Source organism: Streptomyces lonarensis (assembly GCF_012033735.1).
Classification (GTDB): Bacteria; Actinomycetota; Actinomycetes; order Streptomycetales; family Streptomycetaceae; genus Streptomyces; species Streptomyces lonarensis.
In genome coordinates this window covers 1-16,392 of record NZ_JAAVJD010000121.1, presented here as the reverse complement: position 1 = coordinate 16,392, position 16,392 = coordinate 1, and the positions used below count along the sequence as shown (strand labels likewise).

Sequence of the window (16,392 nt, the reverse complement as noted above, 5' to 3'; positions counted from 1 at the left end):
AAGCAACGCTGGCGCGCACTCCAGCACGTCACCCTCAGCCCCAACAGAATCGGAGCCATCACCAAAGCCGCCCTCGTCCTACACGGCTCATGGAAGTAAGGACCGTTGAGAAAACCTCACTGGCGACGGTGCCCGCGAATCCGACACCCCGAACGGGGAGCACGGCGCCTCTTTGTCGATCGAGGAGGGCATCCTCCACGTCCTGCGAGGGACCAACGGGCTGCTTCCCGTAGAGATCGCCCGCGGAGTGCAAGCCCTCGGCGTGCCCAGCTCTGCCGCCAGCATCCGAGCCAGACTCAGCAGGCTTCGCAAGGACGGAACCGTGGTGCGCGACAAGGAGTCCAGGTACTCGTTCGCGTACGCCGGATCGGAGGGCACCAGGAACCGATAAAAGCTTGAGAACAAACGCAGATCGGCCGCCGCAAGTTGCGAGCCCACGGCGGCCGTTGGCGCATTCCTCCAGAGACGGGCTCACGCACCGGCGGCCAGCCTAGGCCATTCGGTCGGTTTCGCGTGAGCCCTTTCCGAAACGCTGCTCCTCAGCGCAGCGACAACCGGAGCAAGGACTCACACATGAGCTCTTCAACGTCCGGACCAGCCGGGCAACCCCACCATCGGGGTACACCAAGAGGCCGCTCGACCACTCAGTCATCCAGCGGCAAGACCGTCTCCTACCGCATGCCGCCCGTCGGCGTGCAGGCCGACCGGCAGATGGACCTTCTGGCGGCCGCAGTCAAGACATGCGCAACAGGACGCTCCGCCGTCAAGACCCGCGACTTCATCCGCGAAACGGAGCTGAACCGGAGCGACATCACCCTCGCCGTGCGCTTCCTGACCGACACCGGCCTGTTGTCATCGAGCCCGGCAGGATGGAGGCCGACTGTCTCGGGCGCCCGTGTCGGACGATCCTGGTCCACTGACCGGGAGACGGCAAGAACCCTGTTCGGTGAAGCGTGGCGCGGCTCCTGGGTGTACCAGTTGCTGATCGACTCCGTACCGTCGGCCACTGCGCTGAGCGCCGAGGACATCGCCAAGGCCATGCGCCCCTACCCGACCTCGCGGCTGTCGCCATGGGTGCACCTGGTCGATTGGCTCGAGCTCGCGCGCTACGTCGTGCGGGACGACGACGGATGTCTGCGCCTGTCCGAATCAGCTGGCGGTCACACCACCACCCCGCCAGAGCAGGAGCCTCCGCCTGCCGCCGCCAAGCCAGGCCCGCCCCAATCCGGACTGGTACTGCCGGTGAGCATGGAGCAGTTGGCAAAGCTGACCCCCGAAGACTACGGCGCGGTCATGCGGTCCCTGGCCACGATCTACGACGTGCTTTCCCGCCAGCGGACCTGACCGGCCATCCGCCGAACGCTTATCAACGTTCGGCCCCTCCCACATCACCTTTTTGCGCGCGAGCGCTTGCGCCCCGCGGGCTCTCCTTCCAACGCTGGTGTGAACATGCACCAGCGAGAGGAGGCTCCCGTGAGGCGGTCCCAGCGCGCCCCGGAACCTAATCCCACCCTGCCTGACGGCCCCGGCACACCGCGACCGCCTTCACGGACGTGACGCTGGCATGCGCCGTCGAGCGGGCCGTCTCTCTTTGGACCCACATGACTTCCCAGGGACAAATGTCCCCGCAGACCCGTCGTTCCTTCGGACAGCTCCTGCAGCGCTACGAGCGCTACGTGCACTCACGAGGTCTCGTGCTCGTCGCTGACGTCACCCGCGACCTCGCCGAAGACTTCATCTTCGCCCAGGGGCGCACGCGTCATGGACACATTGGCGACTCGGCCACGGCCACGCAGCATCAGCGCCGCGCCGTCCTGCGCTCCTTCTATCGGACCCTGCGCGAGCTGGGTCTCACCGATGCCGATCCCACCAGGGACATCCGGCTGCCCGACCGCAGTGGAAGCCGGATCCGTCCTCTGGACGAGGACGAAGCCATCGCGCTACGTCATGCCGCGGAGTACGTGACCAGACCCAGCCGTCACGCCGCTGCGGCCGCGCTTGCCCTCTCCGGCGGACACACCGGCGAAATTGGGCACATCAGGGTCCGCGACCTGGACCCGAAGTCCGGGACCGTGTGGCTGCACGGATCGACCCGCACGAATCCACGCTGGCGCCCTCTCGACCCGTCGGCACTGCGCATCCTGGAGGCCAGGGCCGCCTTCGTCGCCAGACAGCGACGCAACCCCGATGCCGCCCCCGACTCCCGTCTGGCCGTTTCGTCGGCCCCCGCGCCCGATGAGCACCTGCAAGCACGCGCCTGCGTCGCGCTTTCGGACCTCATCCGCCGCATCGGGCTCGGAGCCGACCCACGGGTCAAGCCGGCCTCTCTCACGGCCTATGCGGGGGTCCGCATCTTCGGCGACACCGGAAAGATCGAGGATGTCGCCCGTGGGCTCGGTCTGCGCTCCCTGGACCGGGCCGCAGACCTCGTCGGCTATGACTGGGCGCAGCTGGCACCGGAACAGCAGGCCGCCGATGCCTGAAGACCTTTTCGGAGACACGCTCCCACCGGCGCAGCGGACCCCGCGCAAGCGGCCCTTCTCCGAGACTGACCGCCGCACGCTCCACGAGCGCCTCACGGACTGCGCCCGCAACTCCGACCTCTACGAACTCGCAGAGACCCTCCCGCCTCCTGGCCGGGTCGGAAGGCCCCGGAGCTATCCCGACGTGGCATTCCTCTATTTCCTGGCAGCCCGCAGTGTCCTCGCCTCCGCCCGCCGCACGGCCGCTCACCTCAGCGACCCGGAAGTCTGGTCAGTCCTGAAAGAGGGAGTGCGTGCGGAACTCGGGGCCCTGGCCGCCTCCTCTCTCCCGGAGGCAGGGCCGACCAGGTCCCAGTGGCTGCATGCCCAGCGGCGCCTACGGGAGCACTCGGACGAGCTGTGGGGGCAGTACCGGGTACTGGCCCTCGAACAAGCACTGGCCCAAGGGATCTTCCCCGAGGGCGAAACCCGGTCCTGGAGCAACCCGCAGCGCCACCAACTGATAGCCGCAGACGGAACGGTCCTGAAGTCACCGACCCTCGCACGAGCCAGGGAAAGCGTGGACATGACGACCGGCGAAATCCGCTATCACCGCGTCGACCCCGCCTCCGTGCCTCAGCGAGAAGGCGGCGGCGGCGAGGTGTACGGACCGAAGTACGTCTTCTTCTCCGCCAGAAAAGACGAGACCTACCTCTCCCGAGTGTTCCTTGACTCCCGATACGTACCGCACCTCCAGGCCGGCGGGGAGGCAGCCGTGGCAGTCGAAGGGGTTCTCGACATCATGGGCTCGGCGCCCGGCTGCATGGGCGTCCTCTACGACGGCGCCCTCCGCGGCATGCACCGGAACACCATCGCCCGCTACGGCGGCCTTGTCATCAACAAGCAGCACAAAGGGAACGAATCGCAATATTACGAATCCCTACGCCCTGGGCGCTGCACCCATGAGCTGTGGGTCGCGGACGGGCGCATAGCCGAAAAAGCCCACTACGCGGACGGAACCACGCAGCTCGTGCCCGTGCCGATCACACGCTTGGAGCGTCGAGGAACTCGCACGTTCCGCTGGTATCACGTCCTCGAGATACCTTGCCGGCGAGGAAGCCATGAGTACCGAGTCTCCGTCGGGACGACAAGCCGGAAAGGCGAGCGCCCGACCGGTTGAAAGCGACGAGGAACGCGGCTTCCACCGCGCCGAGCACCTCCAGCAGATCCCGGAATTCACCCGTACCCATCAGCTCGTCTACCCCTACAGGAGCGACGCCGAGTCCGGCCACTCCCAGCTCGACGCATCCCTGTGGAACCGGCGTCTGATCTCCTACGGCGTAGAGGCCCAGCAACTCCTCACCCTCGGCTTCGTCCTCGCCCAGAACTCCACCAGCCGTGCGCTGCACCAGCAGGGCACATCCCCGCTGATCCGCACCGCCTGACCGCCCACACCACGTCCGCCCCAAACCCCGGCGCCCGCCCGAGCCCCGATCCGGTACCCTGTGGATCGAGCGCCCCGGCGGGCGCTGCGGCGTGTCGCATGGGCTCCCACTGCCCGCTCGCCACAGCGGCCGACCCCAGGACGCTCAGGGCTTGACCTAGAGGCCAGGGCACGAACCGTTCGCTCGAGTTCCGTGCAAGGTTTCAATCAAGCCCCCTCGTAGGGGCGATGAGGACCCCATGGTGAAGGTCCAGGTCGGAGGTGGCTTGGGAGGGGGCTGGCGGGGCGGTTTTTCAGCGAACCTCCGGTAGTGCTCAGAACCCCGGCGTGTCGCTGAAATCCTGGGGTGTGTCCCTGGTCGGAGCGTAGCGGGTTTCCGGGGGCCGAAGGAGGTGATCGGCCGGAGTGTGAGCCGGGCCGTGGCGTGTGGGGGTGGTGGGCGGCAGGATGCGGAGATGACGAACGCACCTGGCACCGCTCGCCCACCGCGCCTGCTCTGGGAGCAGCACTGCTGCCTTCCACTCGAACACAATGCGCCGATCGGTGAGTTGGCGCGCTACCGGCGGCGCGGTGGGAGCTACACGTCGGTGAACGTGGGCTACGCGCCGCACAGTGGCGAGTTCGTCGACGGACTGCTCGCCGCTTGGCGGGAGCGGATCGCGGCGGACGGGCGGTTCCGGCTGGTGGCCGGTCTGGCGGACGTGGACGCCGCGGTGGCGGCCGACGAGATCGCCGTCGCGTTCGACCTGGAGGACTCCGGGCCGCTGGAGGGGCAGCTGGACCGTGTGCGTCACTTCTACGACCTCGGAGTCCGCACCCTGCTGCCGAGCTACAACAACCGCAACGCCGCCGGCGGCGGTTGCATGGACGAGGTGGACGAGGGGCTGACCGCCTACGGCCGTGAGCTGGTGCGGGAGATGAACGCCGTCGGCATGGTCGTGGACGGGTCGCACTGCGGCGCACGGACCGGTCTCGACCTCAGCGAGGCGACCGAGCGTCCCATGGTCTATTCCCACTCCTGCATGCGCGGGCTGTGGGACCACCCCCGCAACATCACCGACGACCAGGCCCGCGCCTGTGCCGCGACCGGCGGTGTCGTCGGCATCACCGGTGTGGGGATCTTCCTCGGCGAGAACGACGCGAGCCTCGATGCCCTGGTGCGGCACATTGACTACGCGGTCGAGCTGGTCGGCCCGGAACACGTGGGCGTCTCGACCGACTACCCCTTCGACCACGACGACTTCAACGTGCTGCTCGCCGAGACGCCCGAGCTGTTCCCCGAGTGCTACACGCGCTGGGGGCCCATCGCGTTCATGCCGCCCGAGGAGTTGCTGACCCTGGAGGACGCCCTGTTGGCCCGCGGTTACCCGGACGAGGCGGTCACCGGCATCCTGGGCGGCAACTTCTACCGGGTCGCCGAGCAGGTGTGGGAGTAGGTCACGGCCGACAGCCCCCAAGCGCGGCGAGGTCGCCCGGCCGGGGTCCGCTCGCCTCAGCCGGCGAATCGGCCCGCCTGGGCCTCGGTCACGAACACATCGAACGCGTCAGCGCGGAGGCTGATCGCAGCAGCCGTCCGCCCTCGTCATCGTCGATCTCGCGTACACGTACTCGTTCCGCCACTCGGACAGCGTGGCGGGACATGCGCCGCCCGGCGCAGTACCGAGACGGCACATCGCATCACAACAGGGCAAACGTTGCCTGACGCGGCACTAGCAAGCCACGGACCACCCCCGCTCGCGCGGGGAACACACGAAGGCGCGCTGAAGTCGGCGCGCGACCAGCGGACCACCCCCGCTCGCGCGGGGAACACCCTTCGCGACCTGGGACGTTAAGTGGGCTTTGCAAATCCTTTGCCATCGGTGGAGTGGGTCATACCGGCATCCTGCCAGAGCCGACGGACAGTCCGCCCGAGCCTGCGGAAGAGGGCCTGAGATGGAGCGGGCAGTCGTTGCGATGGGCGGAGCTGCGTTCCAGTGGTGCCGCGCCGGCCGAGGGGCAGCGGGGGAGCCGGGTGGTGGTCACCTCGGCCGGCGCGGGAATGGGGCCGTCCTGGCTGGGCAGCCGGCGGGCGGGGTGGAGGAGTTGCGGCGGCGGTTCGGGTGCGGGTGGGGTCAGTGGCGGAGGCGCCGCCACCAGGGGCGGCGGGGCTGCTCCGGTGTGACTGGCGGTGAGAGCGTTATGGCGCGGATGACCGTCATCGGAGTGCCGTGCGGTACTCCGATGCGCCATGTGCGGCCGCCGAGTTGTACGCCGGTGTAGGTCCGCCGTGCGTCGAGGACCCGTTGCGCTCGGCCTCCGATGATGACCACGTCACCGACGTGCACCGCGTCGGCGGGCAGGACGAGCGGACTGAGAACGGGTGGCAGGTGGCGACAGGCCGGCCGCTGCCGTGACCTCAGGCGTGCGAGCACGTGCAGACGCACCGTTCGAGCGTCACACCGGGCTGTCGTCCCGGTGCGAGTTGGTCTCCGCGCCCTGCGGCAGGGCATCGGGGCACTCGGCATGCTGACCGATGTGGCACGGAGCAGATCGATACACCCCCGCCGCAGCGCCGGTAAGAGCTTGCCTCCGGTTGAGCTGCGTTTTGGTGTGCGCGTCCACGCCGATCAAGCCGTGTTCGAGCCGCCTGTGAAACTGCGGACTCACCGTGCCTCCAGAGCACGCAGGTGTGCGTCGATGCGCTTCGTCAGCGCTGCGGCGCGGCGCAACAGCTCTGCCAGCTCCGGGGGTTCCGGCTCGCTGTCTCCGACAGCGTCCGATGCTGCCGTCTCTTCTGGGGCATGGTCCGACATCGACGCCTCCTCGTGGTCCTCGACGGGGCTGACGATCACCAGGCAGCCCGTAGTCAATTCAGCACCGTGAGTGGCAGATCTCCAATAGAATCAGGGTTCTTCAGTTGCAGCGCTAAAGCTCTAAGCGGCGGGTGCGACGTGGTTCTCGATGAGAAATGGCTGGTGGGAGCTGTGGAAGACGAACTGGGGTCGGAGAGCTTCAACTCCCCGCTGACGCCGCTACAGAAGTTCGGTGCGGACGTCCGGCGCGTACGGCTGGGGCGCAAGCTCCGACAGCGCCAACTTGGCAACGCCACGGGTTACTCGGAGTCGTACGTGAGCCAGGTCGAGTCGGGGAAGCTGCTCGCCAGCACCAAGTTCGCGGTCGGCTGCGATCAGGTGTTCGGGACCAACGGGCTCTTTGCTGAACTGCAGAGTCAGATGGTCGAGGGGGACCACCCTCCGCAGTTCGTCCCCTACCTGGAGCTGGAGCGCAAAGCGACGCGCATCATGGCGTTCTCCGCGAGCACTGTCATGGGGCTCCTGCAGACCGAGGCGTATGCGGAAGCGGTCTTTCGCGCTGGGAACCCGCGAGCATCGGACGAGGTGATCGGCGGGAAGGTGGCAGCGCGGCTCCGGCGCGCGCGACTCCTCGGCGGTCAGCGACCGCCCACGGTGTGGTGCGTGCTGTTCGAAGCCTCGCTTCGAGCGCAGGTAGGTGGGAAGAAGGTCATGGCCGAGCAGTTGAGCGCGTTGCTGTCTTGGGCCGACGGGCCCTCTGTCGACCTGCAGGTGCTGCCGTTCTCGCTGGGGGCGGTCGCCGTCCACTCCGACCCGTTCACCCTCCTCACCTTCCGCGACTCGCAGCCCGTCATGTACGCCAACGACCCCGGCGGCGGTCGGCTGTTCCGCGAGCCGGAGACAGTGGGAGCCGCTGTCGACAACTACGACCGCTTGCGTGCGAACGCGCTTGGCCCGGATGATTCGCTTGACTTCATCCGGGCTGTTCGTGAGGAGTACGAGGCATGACCAACCAGACCAGCACGCAGTACGAGTGGGTCAGGTCGTCGTACAGCACATCCAACGGCGGTGAGTGCCTGGAGTTCCAGCGTGGTGCCGCTGTCGTCGGCTCGGTGCCGGTCCGTGACTCGAAGATCACCGACGGACCTGTTCTCACGTTCTCTCCCGCACCCTGGACAGCGTTCGTGACTGCGACTCGCATCGGCTCCATCGGGCCGGACCGCGCGATCAGCGGATGAGGCACCTCGGCAAGAGCTGACGCCGGCTGTCCGACGTCCAACCGGGGGCCACCGACAGTGGCCGGGGCGCCGTCCGGCGCGTACTCGCGGCCCAGGCGTCGGCGATGCCCCACGCACCCGACCAGGAGCCGGGCGCGTGTCGGTGGCGTCCTCCGCCCGTCCCCAGGTGCGCGAGAGGGTCGGGGGACCGGCTCAGTCGCCCGGGGGGTCGGTCTGTCCGGGGCGGGACGGTTCCGGGGCCGGGGTGGCTGCGGTGCGGCGCTCGGTGGCCGTGGCGGTGGCCGGTTCGGTCGCCGGTTCGGCGTCGAGGGCGGCCTCGGGGGCGGGCTCGACGACCGGCGGCATCTTCATGACGGTGGTGCGTGCCCGGGCGCGCGCCTGGCGGCTGCGGCGCACCGCGTCCCAGGTGAGGATGGTCAGCGCCAGCCACACCAGGCCGAAGCCGACCCAGCGCTCGGTGGGCATCTCCTCGCCGAAGACGAACAGGCCGAGCAGGAACATCGCCGAGGGCGCCAGGTACTGGAGGAGGCCCAGTGTGGAGAGCGGGATGCGGACGGCGGCGGCGCCGAAGAGGATCAGCGGCAGCGCGGTCGCGGCGCCGGTCCCGGCGAGCAGCAGGGTGTGGCCGATGCCCTCGCTGACGAAGGTCGACTCGCCGCGCCCCATCAGCACGATGACGAAGATCGCGGCGGGGAGGAACTGCAGGGCGCAGTCGGCGCTGAAGCCCTCGACGCCGTCGAGGCCGGTGGTCTTCTTGACCAGCCCGTAGATCGCGAACGACACGGACAGCGTGAGCGACAGCCACGGCACCTGGCCGTAGGCGAACGTCATGACGAGCACCGCGACGGCGCCGATGCCGACGGCGGCCCACTGCGCGGTGCGCAGCCGCTCCCGCAGCAGGACGACGCCGATGGCGATGGTGAGCAGCGGGTTGATGAAGTAGCCGAGCGACGCCTCGATGACCTTGCCGTTGGCGACGGCCCAGATGAAGAGGAACCAGTTGACGCTGATCAGCGACGCCGACAGCAGGACGAGCCCGAGGCGGCGCGGATCGCGCAGCAGCGGCATCACCCAGGACCAGCGGCCGGCTATCGCGAGGACGACGGCGGCGGTCGGCAGCGACCAGGCCATCCGGTGCGCGAGGACCTCGGCCGGCGCCGTGGTGCTCAGCAGGTCCCAGTAGAGGGGCAGCAGCCCCCAGATGCCGAACGCCGCGAAACCGTAGACCAGTCCCGTGCGGCTGGTGGTCGCCCCTGCCACGTATCTCTCCTCGCGCTCTCCCGGAATCGCTGCGTCGCGCTGTCCGGCTGTGACGATAAGCAACCCGCGGCGAGCTGTCATTCCCTATTCCGTATTATGGACCTGACAGGGCGCCGGGTCATACGGGGAGAGCGACCGCCCGGGGGTCACCTTGGTCACACCGGCCCCATCGGGCGCCGCTGCGGGGCCGGGCGGACCGGCGTGGGGGAGCCGGGCGGACCGCCGGACACCGCACGGCAGGGCACGACACGGCGGCGGGCCGGTACCGGGGACTCCCCGGTACCGGCCCGCCGCCGTGATCCGTGCCGCGCCGCAGCGCCGGCCGACATGTCGGCCGACGAGTCAGCCGACGCGTCGGCCGTCGGGTCAGCCGACGACCGTCCAGGTGTCGCTGCCGGCGAGCAGCGAGGACAGGTCGCCCTTGCCCTTCTGCTCGACAGCCGCCTCCATCTGGTCGGCCATCAGGTCGTCGTAGACCGGCCGCTGGACCTGCCGCAGCAGGCCGATGGGGGTGTGGTGCAGCGTGTCGTTGTCCGCGAGGCGGGACAGCGCGAACGCCGTAGTCGGGGACGCGGCGTGCGCGTCGTGGGTCAGCACACCGTCGGTGCCGTCCACGGAGACGTCCACGACCGTCAGGTCGCCGGTGTCGCGGTCGCGGACGACGCCCTTGCGGCCCTGGCCGTCGCCGCCCTCGGCCTCGGTCCACGGCGCGCCGAACCGGATCGGCTCGCCGTGCTCCAGCCGGATCACGGCCTCCTGCGCCAGCTGCTTGTCCTTCAACGCCTCGAAGGCGCCGTCGTTGAAGATGTTGCAGTTCTGGTAGATCTCGATCAGCGCGGAGCCCTTGTGCTGGGCGGCGGCCCGCAGCACCGAGGTGAGGTGCTGGCGGTCGGAGTCCACCGTCCGCGCCACGAAGCTCGCCTCCGCGCCCAGCGCCAGCGACAGCGGGTTGAACGGCGCGTCCAGCGAACCCATCGGGGTCGACTTGGTGATCTTGCCGACCTCGGAGGTGGGCGAGTACTGGCCCTTGGTGAGGCCGTAGATCCGGTTGTTGAACAGCAGGATCTTCAGGTTCACGTTGCGGCGCAGCGCGTGGATCAGGTGGTTGCCGCCGATGGACAGCGCGTCGCCGTCACCCGTGACCACCCAGACCGACAGGTCGCGGCGCGCGGTCGCCAGACCGGTCGCGATCGCCGGGGCCCGGCCGTGGATGGAGTGCATCCCGTAGGTGTTCATGTAGTACGGGAAGCGGCTGGAGCAGCCGATGCCGGAGATGAAGGTGATGTTCTCCCGCGCCAGGCCCAGCTCCGGCAGGAAGCCCTGCACGGCGGCGAGGATCGCGTAGTCACCGCACCCCGGGCACCAGCGGACCTCCTGGTCGGACTTGAAGTCCTTCATCGTCTGCTTGGCGTCGGTCTTGGGGACCAGGGAGAGTGCCTCAGTGGGCATCGACGGCCTCCTTCAGGACGGTCGCGAGCTGCTCGGCCTTGAACGGCAGGCCGGTGACCTGCGTGACCGACTCGACATCGGTGAGGAACCGGGCGCGCAGCAGGGTGGCGAGCTGCCCGAGGTTCATCTCCGGGACGATCACCTTGTCGTAGGCGGCCAGCACCTCCCCGAGGTTGGCCGGAAACGGGTTGAGGTACCGGACGTGCGCCTGGGCGATGTGGCCGCCGGTGCGCCGGATGCGGCGGACCGCGGCCGTGATCGGGCCGTAGGTCGAACCCCAGCCCAGAACCAGGACCTTCGAGTCGCCGTCCGGGTCGTCGACCTCCAGCGGCGGGACCTCGACACCGTCGACCTTGGCCTGCCGGGTGCGGACCATGTGGTCGTGGTTGGCCGGGTCGTAGGAGATGTTGCCGGTGCCGTCCTGCTTCTCGATGCCGCCGACGCGGTGTTCGAGGCCGGGGGTGCCGGGCACCGCCCACGGGCGCGCCAGGGTCTCGGGGTCGCGCTTGTACGGCCAGAAGACCTCGGTGCCGTCGTCCAGCGTGTGGTTGGGGCCGGTGGCGAACTGCGTCCGCAGGTCGGGAAGTTCGTCGGCCTCCGGGATGCGCCACGGCTCGGAGCCGTTGGCGAGGTAGCCGTCGGAGAGCAGGAAGACCGGGGTGCGGTAGGTCAGCGCGATCCGCGCCGCGTCCAGGGCGGCGGTGAAGCAGTCGCCCGGCGTCATCGGCGCCACGATCGGCACCGGCGCCTCGCCGTTGCGGCCGTACATCGCCTGCAGCAGGTCGGCCTGCTCGGTTTTGGTCGGCAGCCCCGTCGAGGGACCGCCGCGCTGGATGTCGACGATCAGCAGCGGCAGTTCCAGCGAGACCGCCAGGCCGATCGTCTCCGACTTCAGCGCGACACCCGGACCGGAGGTGGTGGTGACCGCCAGCGAACCGCCGAACGCGGCACCGAGGGCGGCGCCGATGCCGGCGATCTCGTCCTCGGCCTGGAAGGTGCGGACACCGAAGTTCTTGTGCTTGGACAGCTCGTGGAGGATGTCCGAGGCCGGGGTGATCGGGTAGGACCCCAGGTACAGCGGCAGGTCCGCCTGCTGCCCCGCGGCGACCAGGCCGTAGGAGAGCGCCAGGTTGCCCGACATGTTGCGGTAGGTACCCGCGGGGAACGCCTTCGTCGCCGGCGCCACCTCGTAGGAGGTCGCGAAGTCCTCGGTGGTCTCACCGAAATTCCAACCGGCGCGGAACGCCACGATGTTGGCCTCGGCGATCTCCGGCTTCTTCGCGAACTTCTTCCGCAGGAACGCCTCGGTGCCCTCGGTCGGGCGGTGGTACATCCACGACAGCAGGCCCAGCGCGAACATGTTCTTCGACCGGCCCGCCTCCTTGCGGGTCAGGTCGTAGCCCTTGAGGGCCTCCACCGTCAGCGTCGTCAGCGGCACCGGGTGGACGTTGAACGCCGACAGCGAGCCGTCCTCCAGTGGGTTGCCCGCGTAGCCGACCTTCGCCATGGCGCGCTTGGAGAACTCGTCGGTGTTGACGATGATCTCCGCGCCGCGCGGCACGTCGGCGATGTTCGCCTTCAGCGCCGCCGGGTTCATCGCGACCAGCACGTTCGGCGCGTCGCCCGGGGTCAGGATGTCGTGGTCCGCGAAGTGCAGCTGGAACGACGACACACCCGGCAGCGTGCCTGCGGGGGCGCGGATCTCGGCGGGGAAGTTCGGCAGGGTGGAGAGGTCGTTGCCGAAGGACGCCGTCTCGGACGTGAAACGGTCGCCGGTCAGCTGCATACCGTCACCGGAGTCGCCCGCGAACCGGATGATCACCCGGTCCAGGCGACGGACCTCCTTGGCACCCGCCGGCACCGCGGTGTCCGCCGGGCCGGCGTCCTGACTGGCTTGTTCGACCTGGCTGGTCACTGCTTGTGCCCTCCCTAGAGGCGGCTGTGCCGCCATCGTACGCGGGTAAGGTCTGCCTTCCCTGGGCCTGGTCACATGATGGACCCGGGAACGAGACGACCGACACCCCCGCGCGCCCCGGCTGCGCGGCGTTCGAGCCACCTTCCGGAGCGCGCCCCGGCGGCCGTGCGCCCCACCCGGGGCACCCCACCACGAGCACCCCGGCCCGGCGGTGCACCGCGCGAACACCGCCGGTCGGCCCGCCCGTCGGTCGCCGCCACCGGTTCCGACACCGCGGGTGCCCGCCGTGTTCCCGTGGGCGCCACCGCGCCGGGCGGCGGGCCTCAGGAGTTCAGGTACCGCAGTACCGCGAGCACCCGACGGTGATCAGCGTCACTCTGCGCCAGGCCGAGTTTCTGGAAGATGTTGCTGATGTGCTTCTCCACCGCGCCACCGGAGACCACCAGCTGGGCGGCGATGGCCGAGTTGGTGCGGCCCTCCGCCATCAGCCCCAGCACCTCCCGCTCGCGCGGCGTCAGCCCCGCCAGCGAGTCCTGCCGTCGGCTGCGGCCCAGCAGCTGCGCCACCACCTCCGGGTCGAGCGCGGTGCCGCCGGCGGCGACCCGCGCCACCGCGTCGACGAAGTCCCGGACGTCCGCCACCCGGTCCTTCAACAGGTAGCCCACGCCGTGCCCCGATCCGGCCAGCAGTTCGGTGGCGTACTGCTCCTCGACGTACTGCGACAGCACCAGCACGCTCAGCCGCGGGAACTCCTTCCGCAGCCGCACGCACGCCCGCAGCCCCTCGTCGGTGTGGCTGGGCGGCATCCGCACGTCCGCCACCACCACGTCCGGCAGCCCCTCCGGCGCACCGGCCAGCCGCCGCACCTCCGCGACCAGCCCGTCGCCGTCGCCGACGCCCGCCACCACCTGGTGGCCGCGGTCCGTCAGCAGCCGCGTCAGCCCGTCCCGCAACAGCACCGAGTCCTCGGCGATCACCACCCGCACGCCGGCCCCTCCGTCCCCGGATCACACACGCTCACGACCGGCCCAGCATCTCACCCCGACACCCGCCGCCGACCGGTCCGGCACCCGACTCCGGCCGGTCCGGCCCGCCACCGAGCCACGGGGCTCAGCACGCATGGGCACGGGGCTCAGCCCGCGTTCCGCTCCCGCCACGGCAGCACCGCCGACACCGTGGTCGGCCCGCCCGCGGGGGAGGAGACCGTCAGCAGGCCGTCGACCGCACTCAGCCGTTCCGACAAGCCCGCCAGCCCCGAGCCGCGGTCGGTCCCGGCGCCGCCCACCCCGTCGTCCTCCACCCGCAGCAGCAGCCGGTCGTCCGATCGCCACACGTCCAGCACCGCGCCCGACGCCCGACTGTGCTTGGAGACGTTCTGCAGCAGCTCCGAGACCGTGTAGTAGGCGATGCCCTCGATCGCGGGGGCCGGACGCTCACCGAGGTCCACCTCCACCCGCACCGGCACCGTGCACCGCGACGCCACCGCCGACAGCGCCGGGCCCAGCCCGCGATCGGTCAGGATCGCCGGATGGATGCCGCGGGCCAGGTCCCGCAGCTCCCGCAGCGCCAGCTTCACCTCGCCGTGCGCCGCGTCCACCATCCGGGCCGCCTCCTCCGGGTCCTCCGTCAGCTTCTCCTTGGCCAGCCCCAGGTCCATCGCCAGCGCCACCAGCCGCGCCTGGGCGCCGTCGTGCAGGTCCCGCTCGATCCGCCGCAGGTCGGCCGCGGAGGAGTCAGCCACCGTCGACCGGCCGGTCTCCAGCTGCCGCACCCGCTGCTCGTCCGACGACGGCCCCAGCAGGCCGGACACCAGCAGCCGGTCCACCACCGCCATGCCCCGGATCAGCCAGCCCGCGAGCCAGAGCGTCACCGCCCCCGCGACCATCACCAGCAGCACCTCGCCGGGGCTGTCCCAGACCCACCCGCCGCCCTCGCCGTCGACGTTGATCCCCGGCCGGTGGTTCTCCGGCAGCGTCCAGAACCACAGCGGGTAGGCAGCCGCGGAGAACCCGGCGCTCCAGAGCACCACCACCGCGGAGAACGTGACCACCGCCCATGGCAGATGCACCACCGTGTACACGGTGGAGCGCCAGCACTGCCCGCTGCGCAGCACCGAACCCATCCACGGGAAGAGCCCCCGCCGGTCGCCGCGGCGCAGCAGCGGGGCGGGATCGGCCACCGCGGAACCCAGCAGCCCCCGCGCGCGGGCACGCTCCAGGAAGCCGAACCCGCGCGCCGCCACCAGCGTCAGGCAGAGCAGCGGCAGCCCGACGAACGTCACCAGCAGCCCCGCGCTCAACGACAGCATCGTCACCGCGGCCACGAACGTCGCCAGCGCCACCGGGAAGTTCAGCAGCAGGTGGGCGCCCTCGCGCAGCGTCCGGGGGCCGACGGCCACCAGCGCCGCCGACCGCCAGAGCGGGCGCCCCTGCGGCACCTCCTGCCGCGAACCGTCCGCGAGCGTGTTCATTGTCCGACCTCTCCGCCGTACCCGACGCGGCGCGGGCCGCCGACTGCTCGCCGGGGCCGTGCCGCCGGCCGCACCACCCCAGCGGCGGCGCGACCCGCGACCAGCCTCCCGCAAGCCCGTGACCGGCCGCCATGGGGCGCGTCGGCGGTCTCCGGGTGGGGCTAACCCCACCTGCCGCGCCGCCCGACGGGCCGCCCGGGGCCCGGCGGCACGGCCGGCGGCCGCGCGAGGCGCGCACCGCCCCGCGCCGCGCCGGTCACAACCGTGCCCGCACCGCCTAGACTCCCGTCCGTACGGATCACCGACCCGGCCGGACGGGGGCCACGGCGGGACGGTGCGCCCGGCGGCGGACGCGACATCACCACAGAGGGGCCCAGGTGCCGGACTACTTCCACGGCTACGCGGTCGTCGGGCTGGTGGCCGTTGTCGCCGTCGCCTTCACGGCCGTGGCCTTCACCGCCGGCCGGCTGCTCCGCCCGGTGGTGCCGACCCAGGAGAAGCTGCTCGTCTACGAGTGCGGCGTCGACCCCGTCGGTGAGGGCTGGGCGCACACCCAGGTCCGCTACTACATCTACGCGTTCCTGTACGTCATCTTCGCGGTGGACGCGATCTTCCTCTTCCCCTGGGCCGCGGTCTTCGCCGGCGAGGGGTACGGCGGCGTCACCCTCGTCGAGATGTTCGTCTTCCTCGGCTTCCTCTCCACCGGTCTGCTCTACGCCTGGAAGAAGGGTGTGCTCACATGGACCTGACCCCGGTCGCCCGCCCGGGCCGGGAGGCGCCGCGGCTCGGCCCGCTCGCCCGGCTCGCCCCGGAGCCGATGAAGGTCGTCCTCAACTGGGGCCGCCGCTACAGCCTCTGGGTCTTCAACTTCGGACTGGCGTGCTGCGCCATCGAGTTCATCGCGGCCTCGATGTCCCGGCACGACTTCATCCGGCTCGGGGTCATCCCCTTCGCGCCCGGCCCGCGCCAGGCCGACCTGATGGTCGTCTCCGGCACCGTCACCGACAAGATGGCGCCGGCGGTCCGCCGCCTCTACGAGCAGATGCCGGAACCCAAGTACGTCATCTCGTTCGGCGCCTGCTCCAACTGCGGCGGCCCGTACTGGGACTCGTACTCCGTCACCAAGGGCGTCGACCAGATCATCCCGGTCGACGTCTACGTCCCGGGCTGCCCGCCGCGGCCCGAGGCGCTCCTGCAGGGCATTCTCAAGCTGCAGGAGAAGATCGCTGAGGAGTCCACCGCCGACCGGTACACCCGCAGGCCGCCCGGCGCCCCCGGCCCGGCCGCCCTGACCGCCCCCCTCGTCGCCGGGCCGAGCGCCGCCGAGGCGGGCGCCGCCGGGCCGAGCGCCGCCGGGGGCGG

At 70.4% G+C, this 16,392-nt stretch carries 15 protein-coding genes; 9 read left to right on the top strand and 6 right to left on the bottom strand.

Annotated elements, in window-relative coordinates:
• Positions 1-678 precede the first annotated feature (678 nt).
• The 5 genes from HCN56_RS15685 to HCN56_RS15665 all read left to right on the top strand — a co-directional run bounded on the left by HCN56_RS15685 (position 679) and on the right by HCN56_RS15665 (position 5,342).
• On the top strand, positions 679-1,344 hold the full coding sequence (locus tag HCN56_RS15685) for a hypothetical protein (protein ID WP_167971605.1): 666 nt from the start codon (positions 679-681) through the stop codon (positions 1,342-1,344).
• Positions 1,345-1,601: 257 nt separating this feature from the next.
• A complete protein-coding gene (locus HCN56_RS15680; protein ID WP_280923283.1) occupies positions 1,602-2,483 on the top strand; it encodes a tyrosine-type recombinase/integrase in 882 nt (293 codons plus the stop codon).
• Complete coding sequence (locus HCN56_RS15675) at positions 2,476-3,642, top strand: hypothetical protein (RefSeq protein ID WP_167971601.1); 1,167 nt, start codon at positions 2,476-2,478, stop codon at positions 3,640-3,642. Before HCN56_RS15680 ends, HCN56_RS15675 begins: the two co-directional genes overlap by 8 nt.
• Positions 3,584-3,907, top strand: a complete 324-nt coding sequence (locus HCN56_RS15670) for a hypothetical protein (RefSeq protein ID WP_167971599.1) — start codon at positions 3,584-3,586, stop codon at positions 3,905-3,907. Before HCN56_RS15675 ends, HCN56_RS15670 begins: the two co-directional genes overlap by 59 nt.
• Positions 3,908-4,361: 454 nt before the next feature.
• The gene (locus HCN56_RS15665; RefSeq protein WP_167971598.1) at positions 4,362-5,342 is read left to right on the top strand and encodes a dipeptidase; all 981 of its coding nucleotides are present in this window, start codon (positions 4,362-4,364) and stop codon (positions 5,340-5,342) included.
• Positions 5,343-6,548: 1,206 nt separating this feature from the next.
• On the opposite strand, the gene HCN56_RS15660 is transcribed toward HCN56_RS15665, so the two are convergent.
• Positions 6,549-6,755 carry a hypothetical protein gene (locus HCN56_RS15660; RefSeq protein ID WP_167971596.1) on the bottom strand — a complete coding sequence of 69 codons (207 nt, stop codon included), beginning with the start codon at positions 6,753-6,755 and terminating at the stop codon, positions 6,549-6,551.
• 9 nt (positions 6,756-6,764) lie between these two features.
• Between HCN56_RS15660 and HCN56_RS15655 the strand changes: the two genes are divergently transcribed.
• On the top strand, positions 6,765-7,706 hold the full coding sequence (locus HCN56_RS15655; protein ID WP_312871253.1) for a helix-turn-helix domain-containing protein: 942 nt from the start codon (positions 6,765-6,767) through the stop codon (positions 7,704-7,706).
• Positions 7,703-7,936, top strand: a complete 234-nt coding sequence (locus tag HCN56_RS15650) for a DUF397 domain-containing protein (protein WP_167971594.1) — start codon at positions 7,703-7,705, stop codon at positions 7,934-7,936. The genes HCN56_RS15655 and HCN56_RS15650 overlap by 4 nt, the downstream gene beginning before the upstream one ends.
• 192 nt (positions 7,937-8,128) lie before the next feature.
• Here HCN56_RS15650 and rarD read toward each other — a convergent pair whose 3' ends face one another.
• The 5 genes from rarD to HCN56_RS15625 all read right to left on the bottom strand — a co-directional run bounded on the left by rarD (position 8,129) and on the right by HCN56_RS15625 (position 15,030).
• Positions 8,129-9,196 carry an EamA family transporter RarD gene (gene rarD / locus HCN56_RS15645; RefSeq protein WP_312871252.1) on the bottom strand — a complete coding sequence of 356 codons (1,068 nt, stop codon included), beginning with the start codon at positions 9,194-9,196 and terminating at the stop codon, positions 8,129-8,131.
• Positions 9,197-9,562: 366 nt separating this feature from the next.
• Positions 9,563-10,645 carry a 2-oxoacid:ferredoxin oxidoreductase subunit beta gene (locus HCN56_RS15640; RefSeq protein WP_167971590.1) on the bottom strand — a complete coding sequence of 361 codons (1,083 nt, stop codon included), beginning with the start codon at positions 10,643-10,645 and terminating at the stop codon, positions 9,563-9,565.
• Entirely contained in the window at positions 10,635-12,560 is a 1,926-nt protein-coding gene (locus HCN56_RS15635) for a 2-oxoacid:acceptor oxidoreductase subunit alpha (protein WP_167971588.1), read from the bottom strand. The genes HCN56_RS15640 and HCN56_RS15635 overlap by 11 nt, the downstream gene beginning before the upstream one ends.
• Positions 12,561-12,883: 323 nt before the next feature.
• Positions 12,884-13,546, bottom strand: coding sequence for a LuxR C-terminal-related transcriptional regulator (locus HCN56_RS15630; RefSeq protein WP_167971586.1), 663 nt, complete (start codon positions 13,544-13,546; stop codon positions 12,884-12,886).
• 146 nt (positions 13,547-13,692) lie between these two features.
• Positions 13,693-15,030, bottom strand: a complete 1,338-nt coding sequence (locus HCN56_RS15625; protein WP_167971584.1) for a sensor histidine kinase — start codon at positions 15,028-15,030, stop codon at positions 13,693-13,695.
• A gap of 377 nt (positions 15,031-15,407) precedes the next feature.
• Between HCN56_RS15625 and HCN56_RS15620 the strand changes: the two genes are divergently transcribed.
• Positions 15,408-15,779 (top strand): NADH-quinone oxidoreductase subunit A, encoded by a 372-nt coding sequence (locus HCN56_RS15620; RefSeq protein ID WP_167971582.1) that lies wholly within the window; start codon positions 15,408-15,410, stop codon positions 15,777-15,779.
• Positions 15,770-16,392, top strand: a 623-nt coding sequence (locus HCN56_RS15615; protein ID WP_167971580.1) for an NADH-quinone oxidoreductase subunit B, incomplete at its 3' end; no start/stop codon positions are given. The genes HCN56_RS15620 and HCN56_RS15615, both read left to right, overlap by 10 nt.

What these genes read in the sequence shown, in the direction of transcription:
- HCN56_RS15675 (WP_167971601.1), top strand. Translation starts at nt 2,476, where the DNA reads ATGCCTGAAGACCTTTTCGGAGACACGCTCCCACCGGCGCAGCGGACC.
- HCN56_RS15625 (WP_167971584.1), bottom strand. Translation starts at nt 15,030, where the DNA reads ATGAACACGCTCGCGGACGGTTCGCGGCAGGAGGTGCCGCAGGGGCGC.
- HCN56_RS15685 (WP_167971605.1), top strand. Translation starts at nt 679, where the DNA reads ATGCCGCCCGTCGGCGTGCAGGCCGACCGGCAGATGGACCTTCTGGCG.
- HCN56_RS15640 (WP_167971590.1), bottom strand. Translation starts at nt 10,645, where the DNA reads ATGCCCACTGAGGCACTCTCCCTGGTCCCCAAGACCGACGCCAAGCAG.
- HCN56_RS15670 (WP_167971599.1), top strand. Translation starts at nt 3,584, where the DNA reads ATGAGTACCGAGTCTCCGTCGGGACGACAAGCCGGAAAGGCGAGCGCC.
- HCN56_RS15650 (WP_167971594.1), top strand. Translation starts at nt 7,703, where the DNA reads ATGACCAACCAGACCAGCACGCAGTACGAGTGGGTCAGGTCGTCGTAC.
- HCN56_RS15680 (WP_280923283.1), top strand. Translation starts at nt 1,602, where the DNA reads ATGACTTCCCAGGGACAAATGTCCCCGCAGACCCGTCGTTCCTTCGGA.
- HCN56_RS15665 (WP_167971598.1), top strand. Translation starts at nt 4,362, where the DNA reads ATGACGAACGCACCTGGCACCGCTCGCCCACCGCGCCTGCTCTGGGAG.